Origin of the sequence: Cupriavidus sp. BIC8F (genome assembly GCF_032465815.1) — a bacterium.
In the GTDB taxonomy this organism is placed as follows: Bacteria; Pseudomonadota; Gammaproteobacteria; order Burkholderiales; family Burkholderiaceae; genus Cupriavidus; species Cupriavidus necator.
Genome location: NZ_CP136095.1, coordinates 2,581,667 through 2,598,220, shown reverse-complemented (window position 1 = coordinate 2,598,220; position 16,554 = coordinate 2,581,667). Strand labels below are relative to the sequence as shown.

Here is a 16,554-nt window from a genome sequence, read left to right as displayed (position 1 = left end):
GCCGTGATCAAATGTCGAAGTAGAGCTGGAATTCCCACGGGTGTGGCCGCACCTTCAAGGTATCGATCTCGTGCGTGCGCTTGTAGTCAATCCAGGTCGTGATCAGGTCTTCAGTGAAGACATCCCCCTTGCGCAGGAACGCTGAGTCGGCTTCCAGCGCGCAAAGCGACTCTTCCAGGGAGCCTGGTACCTGGCGGATGCGGGCGGCTTCCTCCGGCGGCAGATCATAGATGTTCTTGTCGAGCGGGTCGCCGGGGTCGGTCTGGTTTTCAATGCCGTCCAGGCCGGCGAGCAGCATTGCCGAGAAGGCGAGGTAGGCATTGGCGGACGGGTCAGGACAGCGGAATTCAACGCGCCTGGCGCTCGGGGAATCCGAAACCATTGGAATCCTGGCCGCGGCGGATCGGTTGCGCTGCGACATGGCCAGATTGACAGGCGCCTCGTATCCGGGCACCAGCCGCTTGTAGGAGTTCGTGCTCGGTGCGCAGAAAGCCATCAGCGCGGGGGCGTGGCTGAGCAAGCCGCCGATGTACCAACGGCACATCTGGGACGTCTGCGCCCAACCGTTCTTGTCATAGAAGAGGTTCTCGGCGTCGCGCCAGAGGCTCTGGTGGCAATGCATGCCGCTCGCGTTGTCGGCAAACAGGGGCTTGGGCATGAATGTGGCGACCTTGCCGTGGCGGCGCGCAACGTTCTTGCAGATGTACTTGTACATCATCACGTTGTCTGCCATGCGCGTCAGTGGCGCAAAGCGCATGTCGATTTCATTCTGGCCCGCGGTGGCGACCTCATGGTGATGCACCTCGACCTGGATGCCGGCCTGCATCAGCGCAAGTACGATTTCGGAGCGGATGTCCTGCAGCGTATCGCTTGGCGGCACGGGAAAGTATCCTCCCTTGTAGCGCTGCTTGTAGCCTAGATTGCCTCCACCATAGGCGCCTTCGTCACGGCCCGAGGTCCATTCGCCTTCGGCGGATTCGACGTGGTAGTAGCCAGAATGCTGGTCCTGCCCGAAGCGGATGGAGTCGAAAATAAAGAATTCCAGTTCGGGGCCAAGGTAGCAAACCGTGGCAAGACCGGTTTGCCGGAGGTATAGCTCGGCCTTGCGTGCGATGTGGCGCGGATCGCGCGAGTACGGCTGGTGCAGGACGGGGTCCAGCACGTCGCAGATCAGCGCGAGCGTTGGTGCCGTGCAAAACGGATCGATGAATGCCGTGGCCGGGTCAGGCCTGACCAGCATGTCGGACTCGTGGATTTCCTGGAACCCGCGAATGGAAGACCCGTCGAAGCCGATGCCGGCCGAGAACAAATCGTCGTTGATTTCCGGCAGCGTGATCGAGAAGTGCTGCCACACGCCGGGCAAGTCGGTGAACCTGAGGTCAACGACCTGGATCGCGTGCGTCCGGATCAGATCGATGACTTCGCCGGGGTTTTGCGGCGGCGCAACGTGATAGCTGCCGGGTTCTATTGAGACCATGCCCATACCTGCCTCCATCGTCTGCCAGCGGCTAGTTCAACATTAGCCTGTCAGATTCCGAATGGAAAGCGCCTCACCAACCCTGCAGTCTTGCCGAATGGCTGTGGTCGCCAGCCTGACTCAAGCCGGCTTCCCCTGACGTTCGCTTGGTTCGCCTATTGTTCCCGCGCAGGCGCTAGCACAAGTAGCGTAGACGTGCCATGGGCCAGAACGCGCCCGTTCTTCGCAAGCACGCGAGCTTCCGCGGTAATGATTTGACGGCCGTGGCTGACAACGCGGCCTTCGACACGGACCCTGCCTGTATCAGGCTTGATCGGTCGGGAGAAATTTCCCTTGGTTTCGACAGTGGTGTAAGCAGCGCCAGCGGGAAGAAGGGAGTTGGCCGCGCACGCGGTTGCGCTGTCAATGAGCGTCAGAGGCCATCCGCCGTGGACCGAACCCATTGGATTGAGCAGTCTGGACGACGGCTCGCCTTCGAACGCGGCGAATCCGTCGCCGACCTCGACCAACCAGAAGTCGAGGGCCTGTGAGATGGGCGGCTGTGGCAGACGTCCGTCCACAATGGCTTGAAGAATTGCCCTGCCGTTCATGTTTGCGACGTCGGCGGGTGCGGCAAGGCCATATCGATATTCCATCTCGTCCGATCTCCTCGTTGTTGGTAATATATGCAGATACAAACAATGCATCTGCATATAGTATCGACATGGAAAAACGAAAGCAAGGAGCCAGGACCCTGCGCGCAGACGCCGCTGCGGTTCTCGATGTCGATCTCGGCTGGTGGTCGCGCCTGTTGGCGCGCAGAATTACAGCGGAGTTGGATGAGGCCTTGGCTTCGTCTGGCCTGTCCAGTACGCAATTTGGATTGATGTGCCTGATCGCGTCGGCAACGGACGACACCCTTGGCGCATTGGCGCAACGAGCCGGACTGAATCAATCGACAATGTCGAGGAATGTGGATCAGCTTGTCAGCACGGGGCTGGTGGAAGTCGTCATGTCCGAAGCGGATCGCCGCCGCCGCGCGGTGTGGTTGACAGAGGCCGGCGCCTTCAAGTTGCAACAGGCTCTGGCGCTGTGGCAGCCCGGCCACCGCGCGTTGCGGCAAAAGCTGGGTTCAGAGTTGCACGACATGGTAGGCGAGGTCGCGGCAAGGCTGGCAGAGTAGCGGCAGAGCGCCTGACCGACAACGACGCTGTTGTGGCATCCTTCCATTTCCAAAAGAAAAAGAAGGGTAGGGGTCAACATGTATAAGGGCTTGCTGGTAGTTGCGGCCGTCGCGGCCGCCTTCATCTATTACAAAACGCACGCGCCTCTGGTAAATCCCGTGGCCCAGGCCGAGCCACAGCGGATCGAGGTTTCAGCCGTGCCAGCCACGGCGGAACCGGCATTCCGCTGCGAGGGCAAACAGCACTGCAGCCAGATGGCATCCTGCGCGGAAGCGCGCTTCTATCTGAAAAACTGCCCGGCGGTAAAGATGGATGGGGACGGCGACGGCATTCCCTGTGAGACGCCGCCCCTCCAGTGCATGTTTTGACGTGCCATTGCCGGGCCACGCCCTGCGGTTCACGCCTGCGCGGCGACATTCCTCATGAAGACAAGGGCAGGTTAGCGGTCGCATCAAGGCTGGGCTCATGCCAGGCAACGACTAAACCGTTGCTCGATGACCCGGGTTCCCCATTGCGTCCCCTCCGATTCGTCCACCAATTGGAAACCAAACGACTCGTATAGATGGCGTGCCGCATCCAGCCCCTTGAACGTCCATAGGTAGGTCTCGCGATATCGCTCGTCGACAAATTTCATCGCGTGTGACATCAGTTGCCGTCCGACACCGGAACCACGCAATGCGTCATCCACAATGAACCAGCGCAAATGGGCGATGCCCTGTTCATCATCCCCGTCGATGGCCAGCGAGGCGAGCGACCGGCCGTTTTCGGCGTAGAGCCACAGCGCCTTGTCATCGGCTGGCAGCTTGCCGACAAACTCGGCAAGCTCTGTCGCCACCTTCTTTTCGAAGAACGCGCCGAAGCCCCAATGTTCCGAGTAAAACCGGGCGTGCAAGCTTGCCACGTCACCAATGCAGCCGGGTTGGTAGCCCTCCAGGATCCGTCCGGCCACGGCATCTCCGGGGGCGGTCCTGACCGCGTTGTCTTGCGTAAGTGCGTCGGCGTACAGCGCGAGAGAGCGGACCAGGGCCTGCTGGTCAGCCGGAACCATCCGTCGAAGCGCGCTGGATACCTGATCCGTTGCGAAGCGGTCGATCTTCTTTCGAAGTTTCTGGCCTGCCTCGGTCAGGTACAGCTCGGACGAACGGGCATCTTCGCTTGCGGTCTTGCGCTCCACGAGTCCGCCAGCCTCCAGCTTTGCGACCTGCCTGCTCGTGTTCGATTTGTCCAGGCGCAAGATGTTGCCCAAATCCTTTGCGCTGATCCCTGGCTGCGCTCCGATTTCGATGATCGCGTGAACCGCCGACGGGGCAAGGTCGCTATCGGCCAGGGTGGCTCGCATGAAACCAAGCTCGCGAACCAGTCTTCGGGAAAAGTCGCGAAGTTCGAGAATCGTCGCTTCTCGAGACTTGGCTGGAATATCGACAAGGTCCATGGGCGGCCTCATATAAGTTGCGTTTCGCAACCAATATAGTTGTGAAACGCAACTTAATCAAGTTCTTTGGCTTGCCCGATCATCGATCACCTGCTGCAGCGCCTGCACAAATTGCCTGACGGCTGGCGTCGCTACCTCCTCGTCGAACGCGAATTCCACGTCGAAGCGGTCAGCGACCTCAGGCAGTGGCACCAGCCGCACGGTCGGCGGACAGACGGTTGACAGGCTTTCGGGGACAAACGCGCAACCCATCCCCGCCGAAACCAGACCGAGCACGGTCGGGATGTCGCTACCAACCTGGGCCACGCGGGGCGAGAAACCGGCGCGCTCGCACTGCGTCATCAGGAAGCGATGCTGGGACGAGGACCGCGCCGGATCGAACCAGACGAAGGGCAGATCCGCCACGTCTACCAGCCGTTTCGGCTGCTTGTGGCGGGCGGTCTGTGATGAAGGCATGGCCAATACGAAGCGGTCGCTGAGCAACACGATGCCAGTCAGATGCGGCGCCTCATGCCGACGCCAGGCCATGATGCCGCCATCCACCTGCCTGTGCCGGATCGCGGCGATCTGCTCCGTCGATAGCATCGGGTCCACCAGGACCTTGACCTCCGGGCACGCCGTCCGGAAGGCTCTGAGCACCTCCGTCACGACGGCTGAACTCAGGTAGTTCGGCAACACACCAAGGCGCAGCTCGCCGAGCTGCCCGGCAGCGCAACGCAGGGCGCGATCGCGACTGGCTTGCAGGTTTGCCAGAAGTTGTGTGGCATCCCGCAGGAAGCTCTCGCCCGCCACGGTGAGTTGCACGCCCCTTGCCTTGCGCGCCAGCAGTGGCGTACCGATGGCCGCCTCAAGTTCGATGATTTGCCGCGACAGGGCGGGCTGAACAATGCCGACGGCACGGGCGCCCGCCACCACGCTGCCGGCCTGCGCTACCGCGATGAAGTAGCGCAGATGTCGCAATTCAATGTTCCGCATACCGCTTCCGCCCCTTCATTCATGCTCGAAAAGCATAGCTAGACTACCTAAATAACATTTGTTTGCATAGCTTCCTGCGTCTACGATGGCGCAGCTTCCCGCGTTGCAGGGACGGCTCGCTTCCCCATTTCGCTACGAAACATGACGCTCCACATCAACACCCCCTTTGTAAAGTCCCAGCCCAATTCGCGGCGGCTCGGCAAGCCGGTCTGGTTAAAGATGGAAGCCGCGCAGCCGTCCGGGTCTTTCAAGCTCCGGGGTGTCGGAGCCTTGTGTGAAGCGCGGCACGCCGCGGGCGCACAGCGATTCGTTTCATCTTCAGGCGGAAATGCCGGGATTGCGGCAGCCTATTGCGGACGCGAACTCGGCGTTCCCGTCGTGGTGGTGGTACCCGAGAGCACGCCGCCCCGAGCGCGCGACCTGATCCGCCTGGAAGGCTCGGAGTTGATCGTGCACGGAGGCACATGGGCGGAAGCGCACGAGTTTGCACTGTCCCTGATCGGGCCGCGCGATGCCTTCGTGCACCCGTTCGACGATCCGCTCATCTGGCAGGGGCACGCCACGCTGGTGGACGAGATGGCGGTATCCGGGCCGAAGCCAGGCGCCATTGTTCTTGCCGTGGGCGGTGGTGGCCTGCTGTGCGGCGTGCTGGAAGGGCTGCAGCGGAATGGCTGGTCCGACGTGCCTGTCATCGCGGTAGAGACCGACGGTGCGGACTGCTACGCCCGCTCGGTTGCCCAAGGCAGGCCGGTCGAACTCTCAACGATCACCAGCGTGGCGACGTCGCTTGGCGCCAGGCGGCCGTGTGATGGCGCGCTCCGATGGGCGCAGCGTCACGAGGTCCACAGCGTCGTTGTGTCAGACGAACAGGCGGTGCAGGCAGCGATAAGGTTTCTTGACGAACACCGCGTCCTGGTTGAGCCGGCATGCGGCGCAGCCCTGGCGGCATTGGATTGCGACAACCCGGTGCTGAAGGCGGCATCCAACATCGCCGTGGTGGTATGTGGCGGGGCCACGGTGACCGCTCAGCAACTGCATGACTTTGCTGCAATGCGGGACTGAGCGGGCTTAAGGAGACCCGGAACGGCCAACCGATTGGTCGTGGTAGAGTCGACCATCATTTCTTATCGCGTAGCCTTATGTCGCCACCCGTTGAGATACCGGCAATTGTTCCCGCGCAAACCGCGCTGGTGGTCATGCATTACCAGACCGACATCCTGGAGTTATTTCCATCGGTCGCGCCCACTCTGCTCTCAAATACGCGCAAGCTGTGTGACGCTGCCCGGGCCAGGGGCGTCAGCGTCTATTTCGCCAAGATCCACTTTGGTCCAGGCTATCCGGAAGTCAGTCCGTTGAACCGGAACGGGCAGGGAATCAAGCAGCTTGGTCTTTTGTAAGCAGTCTTTCATTGGCGTCTATCAAATGGCAGTCTGAATGGTGATGATGTTCTCCACCTACTTCAGGAGAACATTGATGAGCGAAGCATCGCCGGAACTGAAAGTTGTCAGCAGCAACAGCAGGGGTCGCAAGCGATACGACAAGGCCAGCAAGCGAGCACTGGTTGAGGCCTGTCTGCGGCCAGGGATATCCATCGCAGGCCAGGCGCTGGAGAGCGGCGTGCACGTCAGCCTGCTGCGCAAGTGGATAGCGCAGTATCTGCTGGAGCGTGAGCGCACGATGAGTGATCAGGCGCCGGTTGTCGGCCAAGCAGCGGATTTCCCCGATCCGCCCGGCGATCCTGTGCAACAGATGCAGACGAGAACGATGACCGAGAACCGACCCTCAGCATTCGTGGCCGTGGAGTCCTCAGAGGCGACGTCAGTCGATCCAACCTCCGCCTGTATGGCCGTCGCGTTGCATGTGCGATTGCCCAATGGCGTCGAACTGGATCTGAGCCAGGCGGATCTCGCAGGGCTGACGATGATTGTCCAGATGCTGGGGAGGATGCCGTGTTCCGGTTCGACAGCGGGCTGAAGGTATTCCTGCATCGCGAGCCGGTGGACTTCCGGATGGGGATCAACGGACTGTCGATTCTGGTGGAGCAGGCGATGTTGCTCAGCCCGTTCGACCACTCGCTGTATGTGTTCGGCAACCGACGGTGCGACCGTATCAAAATCCTCGGCTGGGACGGTGCTGGTTTCTGGCTATTCCTCAAGCGATTGGAAGCCGAGGATCGCTTCGTGTGGCCGGACACGACCGATATCGTCACGCTCACCGTCGATCAGTTGCATTGGTTGCTGGACGGCATCGACATCGCAGTCATCAGGAAGCATCCCCAACGCATCTACGTGCGAACGAGTTGAACTCTCGCATGGGCATGTCGGTCCAACCCGCCATGCCCATCAACGTCACGATCACCGCTGAAGAACTTGAGGAGCTGCTCGCAGAACGCGACGCAGCGCGCCAGCTTCGCCTCGAACGTGATGTCCTTCAGGGTGAGTTGCGCCTGGTAAAGGCGGAGCGCGACCTAGCAGAAGAACGACTGCGTGCCTATCGGCGCGAACTGTTCGGCGCCAAGAGCGAAGCGCGTGATGCGGACCAGCTCGGGCTGTTCAACGAGGCCGAAGCACTCACCGCCAACGCACAGCCGGCACAGGAAGACGTGCCCGGCACGAAGATCGCTGCTCACACCCGCAAGAAGCGTGGTCGCAAGCCCCTCGATCCTAATCTGCCACGCGAAGTGGTGCGCCACGACCTGCCAGAGTCCGAGCGCTTCTGTGCCAACGATGGACACGCGCTGGTCGAGATCGGTGTCGAGATCAGCGAACAATTGGACGTGATCCCGGAACAGGTCCGTGTCATCCAGCACCAGCGCGTCAAGCGCGCCTGCCCGTGCTGCGATCTGGGCATCAAGGTCACGCCGGCCCCGCCGCGTATCATCCCCCGTGGCCTGTTCACCGAGTCGGCACTGGCCTGGATTGCCACCGGCAAGTACCAGTTCGGCATGCCGCTGTATCGCCAGGCCGCATTGCTGCGCCGCTTCGGCGGCGACATCTCGGCGAATACCATCGCCGCCAGCATGGTGCGCGTGGGTCAGGCCGTGCAGCCGGTGATCAACCTGCTGCGCGACACGCTGCTTGAGTCTGACATCCTCTACGGCGACGAGACGGTCCTCCAGGTCTTGAAGGAGCCGGGACGGCGGCCACAGACGAAGAGTTACATGTGGGCGCAAATGAACGGCTCCGGGCCGCCCGTGCGCTTGTTCAGCTACGCGTCGGGACGCGGCGCCAAACACGCCAAGGAAATCTATGCTGGCATCCGTCCAGGTGCGGCGTTGATGACCGATGGCTACGAGCTTTACAACGGCTTGGCGATCGAGCACCAGCTCATTCACCTTGGTTGTTGGGCCCACGCGCGGCGTGCCGTGATCAAGGCAGAGGAGGCTGTACCCAAGGCCCTGCGCACGCCGCAATTGACGGCCACGCGCTTCGTCAAGCTCATCGGCAAGTTGTTCGCCGCGGAATCGCGCTCGGCCGAGTGGCCGTCAGCGCGGCGACAGCGGCTTCGTCGCCGATACAGTGCGCGTGTGCTACAAGCCATCGAGGAGTTGCTGCGCGAACAGTTGCCAAACGTAGTGCCTGGCAGCCTGCTTGGAAAGGCGCTGCAATACCTGCGCGGGCAGTGGCCCAAGCTCATTCGCTACGTCGAGAATGGGGATTGGCCAATTAGCAACAACGCCTGTGAGAACGCGATCAGGCCATTCGTGATCAGCCGCAAAAACTTCCTGTTCTCGACCTCCGTCGCCGGCGCAGAAGCCAGCGCGAACCTCTACTCGCTCATCGAGACCTGCCGGGCCAACGGCATCGAACCGTATCGCTATCTGACCTGGTTGTTCCAGCGCCTCCCGCTCGCACAGACTGCCGACGACTACGCGGCGTTGATGCCGTGGAACATGCCTGCTGCACCCCGCTGAATCTTGCGTCTCACGCTGCAACGCTGAGGGGCGTCGTTAAAAGACTGCTTACGGTCTTTTCGTCGACGACCAGATCTCGCCGGAACTCGGCCAGCGGGCCACGGAGCCGCTCATCATCGCGCATCGTGCCAGCGTGTTCTTTGGTACCGACCTGCAGGTGCGGCTTTCCGCGCAGGGTATCGATACCCTGCTCATGGTGGGCATTGCGTCGACCGGTGTGGTGCTGTCGTCGGTCGCCTACGCGAGCGATGCGGACTTCCGTTTATTCACGGTCAAGGATTGCTGCTACGACCCGGATCAGGTCGTGCACGATCATCTCTTTTCAACGGCGTTCGATTCGCGCACAACGGTGCTTTCGCTCGCTGATGCCTTGCGCTTGCTTGCCTAGCATTGGCTGGCATTGCGGCAGTCTGGGAAGCAATTACCCATTCTTAGAATGCCACCGTGTCATCCCTCAGGCAGACGGCACGAGCAGATGATCGGTCAGGTTGCCCTTCAAATCGAGCATCGCATAATTGCGGCGGCTGAAGCGCCAGCGTCCCTCGACCTTTTCAAAGGCGTCATGATAGCGACCGGCCGCGATCACTTGTAGCGCGATACGTTCGGATGCCTGGAGGACCGTATAGTACGATCTGACGGTCGCTGTCAGGCCGTCCGAAGCAATCTCAATGATCGGATTGCTGATGACATGCCTGGTTCTGGGCGTTCCATCCGCATGCAATTTCACATAGGCTCGCCAGAGCTTCAGCATGGCCTCGGAACCTCGCTGCACGGCATCTCCGGTTTCGATCTCCGCATGTTCGAACAGTGCAGCGACCCCCGGCAGATCACCGGCGTCCATGCGCTCGGCATAGATGTAGAGGAGATTGGCAAGCTGCACTGCATCGTCGGTCATCGGCTTGTCTCCGGTAGATTGGGAGAATTAAGGCAGTCCAGCGATATTCCGACATCGTCCGGTTGGAGTACGAAGCCCTTACCCCATCCCCACCACGCTGGACAGCAACATCTTCACCAGCACCGCCTGCCGCGTCGCCCCGGTCTTGGCAAAGATGCCCCGCAGGTGCGCCCGCGCCGTGTTCTTCTTGACGCCAAGCCGCATCGCCGCTTCATCCAGCGTCAGCCCGTCGACCATCAGCAAAGCCAGTTCGATCTCGGTCGGGGTCAGGTGGAACAGCTTGCGCAGGTTGGCGTGGGTATTGCGCGGCGATCCCGCCGGGTCGCGGATGAACACCGCCACCGCGGGTCGGCGCGACTTGTCTTCGCTGCGATAGCTGAGCGGGATCGGCCGCACCAGCACGCTCAGGGGCGTCGGCGCGGCGGGCCGGCTCAGCGTGGTGACTTCGCTGCGCGGTGCGGCCAGCGCGTGGGCCTGGGCCGCGCCTTCCAGGATCTTGCGGAACCTGCGGTTTTCCACCGGGCAGTGCGCGTACAGCGCGCCGTCTGACAGGTACAGGCCGTCGCGCGCCTGCAGCAGGCGGCCGGCGACGTCGTTGGTCCGGATGGCCATGCCATGCTCGTCCAGGATGACAGTGCCGACCTGCAGCCGGTCCACGGCATCCGCGTACAGGGACCGTTCAGAGGCAAGCACGTCGAGCGCGGCATGCAGGTCCACGGCGCGCTTCAGGTGCGGCAGCAGGCCGTGCAGCAGTGCCTTGTCGGCGTCGCCGAAATCCTGTCTCTCGTCGGTGCGGCTGATGAAGAGCGCGCATTCCACGCCGTCGGGCGTGACCAGGTTGGCCGCCAGGATATAGCGCAGGCCCAGCGGTTGAAGGTACTGCGTGTAGAAAGGGTGTGCCAGCCAGCCGGCTTCGCCAAACAGTTCGTCGGCGCTGAAGAGCCGGTCGGGGTGCAGGTCCAGGAAGGGGCACAGTGCGTAGTACTGCTCGCTGTACGACGGTTCGCCAGGCAGGTGCGGGCCGTAGTCGGAGGCATTGACGATCAGGCCTGGCCGGTCGGTGGCAGGGTGGCGCAGCACCAGCGTGACGAAGGCGGCGCCCAGGCGCTGGCGCACGCTTTCCAGGAAGCCGGCCCAGGGCACGGCTTCGGTCGGGCCCTGGTAGAGCTGGGCGAGCAGGGTGCTCAGCTCGGCGGCCGGCAGGGGGTCTGGCAGCATGATGAAGGTCCGTCGATGCAGGGCAACAGGAAAGGCGGGAATCCCGCCTTTCCCATCGTACCGATAGCGGCCACGCCATCATCGTCCGTTCGGGCTAGATGCGCTACTCGCGCTGCACGCCTGCCTCCCGCAGCCACGCCACGATCCGCTCAGCCGCCTGCTCCGCGGTGTCGGCGGTGGTGTCGATGCGGATCTCAGGCCGCTCGGGCGGCTGGTACGGCGAATCGATGCCGGTGAAGTTCTTCAGCTCGCCGCGCCGCGCCTTGCGGTACAGGCCCTTGGGGTCGCGCTGCTCGGCCACCGCCAGCGGCGTGTCGATGAAGACTTCGACGAAATCGCCGTCGCCGGCCAGCGCGCGGGCCATGTCGCGTTCCGAGCGGAACGGCGAGATAAAGGACACCAGCACGATCAGGCCCGCATCGAGCATCAGCCTTGCCACTTCGGCCACGCGCCGGATGTTCTCGACGCGGTCGGCCTCGGCGAAGCCCAGGTCCTTGTTCAGGCCGTGGCGAACGTTGTCGCCGTCGAGCAGGTAGGTGTGGTGGCCCAGCGCGTGCAGGCGCTTTTCCACCAGGTTGGCGATGGTGGACTTGCCCGCGCCGGAGAGTCCGGTAAACCAGACGATGCGCGGCGACTGGTGCTTGAGCGCGGCATGGGCGCGGCGGTCCACGTCGATGGCCTGCCAGTGCACGTTCTGCGCCCGGCGCAGTGCAAAGTGCAGCATGCCGGCGCCGACCGTGTTGTTGCTGAGGCGGTCGACGATGATGAAGCCGCCCAGCTCGCGGTTGCGCGCGTAGGGATCGAAGGCCACCGGCTGGTCCAGGTGCAGGTTGCACACGCCGATCTCGTTCAGCTCCAGCGTGCGCGCGGCCAGGTGTTCGAGCGTGTTGACATTGACCTTGTACTTGGGCTGCGCCACGGTCACGCCCACGGTGCGCGTGCCGAGCTTGAGCAGGTAGGGACGCCCGGGCAGCATGGCGTCCTCGTTCATCCACACCAGCGTGGCCTCGAACTGGTCGGCCACCGCCGGCGGGTCTTCCGGGCAGGCCAGCACGTCGCCGCGGCTGATGTCGATCTCATCCTCCAGCGTCAGCGTCACCGCCTGGCCGCGCATGGCGTGTTCGCACGCGCCGGCGGCGCCGACGATGCCGGCCACGCGGCTCTCGCGGCCCGAGGGCAGCGCGCGCACGCGGTCGCCACGGCGGATTTCGCCGGCGCTGACGGTGCCGGCAAAGCCGCGGAAGTCCAGATTGGGCCGGTTGACCCACTGCACCGGCAGGCGGAACGGTTCGCCTTGCACGGGCGCGTTGTCGATCGGCACGTTCTCCAGGTGGGCCATCAGCGTCGGGCCGTGATACCACGGGGTATTGGCGCTGGGCTCGGTGATGTTGTCGCCGCGCAGGGCTGACATCGGAATGCAGGTGATATCGGTCAGGCCGATCTGCCGGGCAAACTCCCGGTACTCGTTCTCGATGCGGGTGTGGACCTCGCGCGAGTAGTCCACCATGTCCAGCTTGTTGACGGCCAGCACCACGCGGCGGATGCCAAGCGTCGCCACCAGGTAGCTGTGGCGGCGCGTCTGGGTCTGCACGCCGCGGCGTGCGTCCACCAGCAGGATGGCCAGGTCGGCGGTGGAGGCGCCGGTGACCATGTTGCGCGTGTACTGTTCGTGCCCCGGCGTGTCAGCGACGATGAACTTGCGCTTGTCGGTGGCGAAGAAGCGGTAGGCCACGTCGATGGTGATGCCTTGTTCGCGCTCCGCGGCCAGGCCGTCCACAAGCAGCGCGAAGTCGAGGTTCTCGCCCTGCGTTCCCATCTTCTTCGAGTCGGCTTCCAGCTGGGCGAGCTGGTCTTCGAACAGCATCTTGGATTCATACAGCAGCCGGCCGATCAGCGTGCTCTTGCCGTCGTCGACGCTGCCGCAGGTGATGAAGCGCAGCAGGCCCTTGCTTTGCTGGGCGCGCAGGTAGCGGGCGATCTCGCCCGAGGTGCCGGTGGCTTGCGCGGCGTCTTGCGCAAGCGCGGGCGCGGTGTCGATCAGGGTTTCCATCAGAAGTATCCCTCCTGCTTCTTCTTTTCCATCGAACCGGCCGAGTCGCTGTCGATCAGCCGTCCCTGGCGCTCCGAGGTGGTCGCCAGCAGCATTTCCTGGATGATGCCGCCGAGGGTGTCGGCCTCGCTCTCGATCGCGCCGGTGAGCGGGTAGCAGCCCAGCGTGCGGAAGCGCACCTTGCGCATCTGCGGCGTTTCTCCGGGGCGCAGCGGCAGGCGCTCGTCGTCGACCATGATCAGCGTGCCGTCGCGCTCCACCACCGGGCGCTCCTTGGCGTAGTAAAGCGGCACGATGGGGATGTCGTTCAGGTAGATGTATTGCCAGATGTCCAGCTCGGTCCAGTTGGACAGCGGGAACACGCGCAGGCTTTCGCCCTTGCGCTTGCGCGTGTTGTACTGGCGCCAGAGCTCGGGGCGCTGCATCTTCGGGTCCCAGCGGTGCTGGGCGGTGCGTACCGAGAACACGCGCTCCTTGGCGCGCGACTTTTCCTCGTCGCGGCGCGCGCCGCCGAAGGCGGCGTCAAAGCCGTAGTGGTCCAGCGCCTGCTTCAGCCCCTGGGTCTTCCACACGTCGGTATGGACGGCGGAGCCGTGCTCGTGCGGGCTGATGTTGCGTGCCAGCCCTTCGGGGTTGACATGCACGCGCAGGTCCAGGCCAAGCCGCGCGGCGGTCTGGTCGCGGAACGCGATCATCTCGCCGAACTTCCATGTGGTATCGACATGCAGCAGCGGAAACGGCGGCCGCGCGGGGTGGAAGGCCTTCATGGCAAGGTGCAGCATCACGGCGCTGTCCTTGCCGATGGAATAGAGCATGACGGGGTTTTCGCATTCCGCCACCACCTCCCGCATGATGTGGATGCTCTCCGCCTCCAGTTGCTCCAGGTGGGTCAACATCGGGATCTCCTCTTGGTTTGCCGGCGCCGTGCAGGGATGTCGCGGCGGTCTGGCATGGGCACAAGGTAGCGAGCCGGGGCCCCTCGCCACTTCGTCCGGGCGGACTAAGAAATCGCGGGACGCGGCGCGCATTTCCTAGTCCACCCGGACGAGGCTGGGGCTGCCCCGCGCTGGGTATCGTTGCTTCGCCGACGAACCACGGGAGCAGGCAGATGGCGAACTCCGCCGAAGAACAATTGCTGTGCGGCCAGACCTGGGCCGAGTTTTGCGAGGTGCTCAAGCGCAGCGGGCAGCAGATCCTGCGTCCGGAGGCCCCGTCGGACGCGCTCACGCGCGCCGAGGGCTTCCGCTACCTGAGCCGCTTGCTGCGCATTGCGCTGGAGATGCATGTGGAATTTGCCGATCCGGCGTTTCCCGGCTTCTTCTCGCCGTCGCACGAAACCGCCAAGATCGGCGCGGACAATCCGGACAATCTCTATCGCTACGCACGCCTGGACGGCAGTGCCGAGTACCGCATCCGCGGCCGGCGCGGCACGGTGGCCTACCTGAGTTTCGGCACGCAGAAGGGCGGCTACGAAACCGACGGGCGCATGGTCCAGACCGGCTTTCTCGACAGCAACAAGCTGGCAGTGGAGGCGGATGGCAGTTTCGAAATCGTCCTCAGCGCGCGCCAGCACGAAGGCAACTGGGTGCGCATGGAGCCGGGCACCAATGCGTTGGTGGTGCGGCAGACCTTTCTCGATCGCAAGGCTGAGACCCCCGCCGAACTGCACATCGAGCGCCTCAATGGCGGCGGCAAGCCGCCGGTGCTCGATGCCGAGCGCCTGCATGGCGGCCTGCTGCGCGCCGCGGGCTTTGTCGAGGGCACCGCGCGCATCTTCGCCGACTGGGCCCAGGGCTATGGCGGCCATGTCAATGCACTGCCGCCCGCCGACCAGGCCGTATGCCAGGCGGCCGGCGGCGATCCCAACATCTTCTACTACCACTCCTGCTGGGCGCTGGCGGACGACGAAGCGCTGGTGGTCGAGGTGGACCGGGTGCCGGCCTGCGATTTCTGGAATTTCCAGATCAACAACTACTGGATGGAATCGCTCGACTACCGCTACCACGACATCTGCCTGAACAAGCACAGTGCCCGGCTGGATGCCAACGGCGGCGTCACCGTCATCCTCAGCGCGCGCGCTCCGGGCCTGCCCAACTGGCTGGAAACCGCCGGCCACCGCAACGGCACCATGTGCTGGCGCTGGGTGGGGGCGGCGCAGCCGGTGCATCCGCGCACGCGCGTGGTCAAGCTTGAATCGCTCAGGCATGAATGCAGGGAGAACGCATGAACACCATCGCATCCGACGACACCGCAGTGCTTGACGTGGGGCGTCTGCTGGCACAGGCCAGCGAACAGGCCGGCGGGCTGACTGACTTTGGCCCGGGCGACTACCGCGAGGCGCTGGAGGTGCTGTCCGACTCGCTCGCGCGCGAAGCCGGGCTGTCGCCGCAGGGCGCGCAGATGCTGCAAGGCAAGCTGCAGGCGCAACTGGTGAACCGGCTGGTGATCCAGGACTACTGCCGGCGCCATCCCGAGATCCTGGAAGAGCGCGTCGACGATCCGCTGGTGATCGTCGGCCTGCCGCGCACCGGCACCACGCTGCTGCAGCGCATGCTGGCCACGGACGCGCGCTTCTGCTCGGCGGCGTGGTGGGAAACGCGCTACCCGGCGCCGCTGCCCGGCGAGGACGCGCGCGACGCCGGCCGGCGCATCGGGCTGGCGCGCGAGGAAGTGGCGCAGATGATCCACTTTATCCCGGAAATCCTCGCCATCCATCCGCTCGACGCCATGGCGGCCGACGAGGAATTCATGCTGATGGAGCATTCCTTCCTGTGCGCGATGGATTCCTATGCCAACGTGCCGTCTTATACCGACTGGCTGGCGCGGCAGGACCGCACCCAGGTCTATGCCTACCTGAAGACCATGCTGCAGTTCCTGCAGTGGCAGAAGCGGCAGCGCGGCGAGGCGCCGGCGCAGCGGTGGGTGCTGAAGACGCCGCAGCACCTGCATACGCTGGAAATCCTGTTCCGGGTCTTTCCCGGCGCGCGGGTCGTGCTGACCCATCGCGACCCGGCCCAGACCATTCCGTCGATGGCCAGCATGGCGCATACGCTGTGGAAGCTGTACGCCGACGCGCCCGATGCCGCCACGGTGGGGCGGCAGTGGAGCGGGCAGATGCAGCGCGCCACCGCCCATGCCATGACGGTGCGCGACGGTCTGCCTGCCGATCGCTTCCTCGACGTGCGCTTCGAGGATACGGTGCGCGATCCCTTCGGCGTGGCGCGGGCGGTCTACCGTTTTGCCGGCATGCCGCTGACCGAGTCCGCCCGCGCCGGCATGTGGGCATGGATGGAGGGCAACCCGCGCAACCAGCGCGCGGCCCACGCTTACACGCTGGAGCAGTTCGGCCTGAGCCAGGAACAACTGGAACGCGATTTCGCCGGCTACCGCGCGCGGCATATCCTGAAGCAAAACTAAGACAGCGCACTGCG

The 16,554-nt window shown here is 63.7% G+C and carries 16 protein-coding genes and 2 pseudogenes; 10 read left to right on the top strand and 8 right to left on the bottom strand.

All coding sequences use genetic code 11. The features are described from left to right. Positions 1 to 7 precede the first annotated feature (7 nt). Positions 8 to 1,483 (bottom strand): type I glutamate--ammonia ligase, encoded by a 1,476-nt coding sequence (glnA, locus tag RS901_RS31975; RefSeq protein ID WP_316154645.1) that lies wholly within the window; start codon positions 1,481 to 1,483, stop codon positions 8 to 10. Positions 1,484 to 1,632: 149 nt separating this feature from the next. After that, positions 1,633 to 2,112, bottom strand: a complete 480-nt coding sequence (locus RS901_RS31970; protein ID WP_316154643.1) for a PaaI family thioesterase — start codon at positions 2,110 to 2,112, stop codon at positions 1,633 to 1,635. Between the two features lie 68 nt (positions 2,113 to 2,180). Between RS901_RS31970 and RS901_RS31965 the strand changes: the two genes are divergently transcribed. Continuing rightward, positions 2,181 to 2,639, top strand: a complete 459-nt coding sequence (locus RS901_RS31965; protein ID WP_316154641.1) for a MarR family winged helix-turn-helix transcriptional regulator — start codon at positions 2,181 to 2,183, stop codon at positions 2,637 to 2,639. Positions 2,640 to 2,717: 78 nt separating this feature from the next. Further along, complete coding sequence (locus RS901_RS31960) at positions 2,718 to 3,008, top strand: excalibur calcium-binding domain-containing protein (RefSeq protein WP_316154640.1); 291 nt, start codon at positions 2,718 to 2,720, stop codon at positions 3,006 to 3,008. A gap of 95 nt (positions 3,009 to 3,103) precedes the next feature. On the opposite strand, the gene RS901_RS31955 is transcribed toward RS901_RS31960, so the two are convergent. Further along, positions 3,104 to 4,072, bottom strand: coding sequence for a bifunctional helix-turn-helix transcriptional regulator/GNAT family N-acetyltransferase (locus RS901_RS31955; protein WP_316154637.1), 969 nt, complete (start codon positions 4,070 to 4,072; stop codon positions 3,104 to 3,106). 57 nt (positions 4,073 to 4,129) lie between these two features. Continuing rightward, on the bottom strand, positions 4,130 to 5,047 hold the full coding sequence (locus RS901_RS31950; protein ID WP_316154635.1) for a LysR substrate-binding domain-containing protein: 918 nt from the start codon (positions 5,045 to 5,047) through the stop codon (positions 4,130 to 4,132). 141 nt (positions 5,048 to 5,188) lie between these two features. Between RS901_RS31950 and RS901_RS31945 the strand changes: the two genes are divergently transcribed. From RS901_RS31945 to RS901_RS31920, 6 genes and pseudogenes are all read left to right on the top strand, one after another. After that, positions 5,189 to 6,109 (top strand): pyridoxal-phosphate dependent enzyme, encoded by a 921-nt coding sequence (locus tag RS901_RS31945; protein ID WP_316154633.1) that lies wholly within the window; start codon positions 5,189 to 5,191, stop codon positions 6,107 to 6,109. A 77-nt stretch (positions 6,110 to 6,186) separates the two neighbouring features. Continuing rightward, positions 6,187 to 6,438: pseudogene (locus tag RS901_RS31940) on the top strand (cysteine hydrolase); the annotation flags it as partial. A gap of 82 nt (positions 6,439 to 6,520) precedes the next feature. Next, positions 6,521 to 7,021: a transposase gene (locus RS901_RS31935; RefSeq protein WP_316154632.1), complete on the top strand. Its 501-nt coding sequence runs from the start codon at positions 6,521 to 6,523 to the stop codon at positions 7,019 to 7,021. Continuing rightward, positions 6,997 to 7,350: an IS66 family insertion sequence element accessory protein TnpB gene (gene tnpB, locus RS901_RS31930; protein ID WP_316154630.1), complete on the top strand. Its 354-nt coding sequence runs from the start codon at positions 6,997 to 6,999 to the stop codon at positions 7,348 to 7,350. The genes RS901_RS31935 and tnpB overlap by 25 nt, the downstream gene beginning before the upstream one ends. Before the next feature lie 32 nt (positions 7,351 to 7,382). Beyond that, positions 7,383 to 8,960: an IS66 family transposase gene (gene tnpC, locus RS901_RS31925; protein WP_316154628.1), complete on the top strand. Its 1,578-nt coding sequence runs from the start codon at positions 7,383 to 7,385 to the stop codon at positions 8,958 to 8,960. A gap of 52 nt (positions 8,961 to 9,012) precedes the next feature. Next, positions 9,013 to 9,348: pseudogene (locus tag RS901_RS31920) on the top strand (isochorismatase family cysteine hydrolase); the annotation flags it as partial. Between the two features lie 66 nt (positions 9,349 to 9,414). Here the strand turns inward: RS901_RS31920 and RS901_RS31915 are convergent. From RS901_RS31915 to cysD, 4 genes are all read right to left on the bottom strand, one after another. Continuing rightward, positions 9,415 to 9,855, bottom strand: a complete 441-nt coding sequence (locus tag RS901_RS31915) for a nuclear transport factor 2 family protein (RefSeq protein ID WP_316154626.1) — start codon at positions 9,853 to 9,855, stop codon at positions 9,415 to 9,417. 78 nt (positions 9,856 to 9,933) lie between these two features. Further along, complete coding sequence (locus tag RS901_RS31910) at positions 9,934 to 11,073, bottom strand: helix-turn-helix transcriptional regulator (protein WP_316154624.1); 1,140 nt, start codon at positions 11,071 to 11,073, stop codon at positions 9,934 to 9,936. A 103-nt stretch (positions 11,074 to 11,176) separates the two neighbouring features. After that, positions 11,177 to 13,123, bottom strand: coding sequence for a sulfate adenylyltransferase subunit CysN (gene cysN / locus RS901_RS31905; protein ID WP_316154622.1), 1,947 nt, complete (start codon positions 13,121 to 13,123; stop codon positions 11,177 to 11,179). Further along, positions 13,123 to 14,019 carry a sulfate adenylyltransferase subunit CysD gene (gene cysD / locus RS901_RS31900; protein WP_035826692.1) on the bottom strand — a complete coding sequence of 299 codons (897 nt, stop codon included), beginning with the start codon at positions 14,017 to 14,019 and terminating at the stop codon, positions 13,123 to 13,125. The genes cysN and cysD overlap by 1 nt, the downstream gene beginning before the upstream one ends. A gap of 212 nt (positions 14,020 to 14,231) precedes the next feature. Between cysD and RS901_RS31895 the strand changes: the two genes are divergently transcribed. Both RS901_RS31895 and RS901_RS31890 read left to right on the top strand, forming a co-directional pair. Continuing rightward, positions 14,232 to 15,350, top strand: coding sequence for a DUF1214 domain-containing protein (locus RS901_RS31895; protein ID WP_316154620.1), 1,119 nt, complete (start codon positions 14,232 to 14,234; stop codon positions 15,348 to 15,350). Continuing rightward, the gene (locus RS901_RS31890) at positions 15,347 to 16,540 is read left to right on the top strand and encodes a sulfotransferase (protein WP_316154618.1); all 1,194 of its coding nucleotides are present in this window, start codon (positions 15,347 to 15,349) and stop codon (positions 16,538 to 16,540) included. Before RS901_RS31895 ends, RS901_RS31890 begins: the two co-directional genes overlap by 4 nt. Positions 16,541 to 16,554 lie beyond the last annotated feature (14 nt).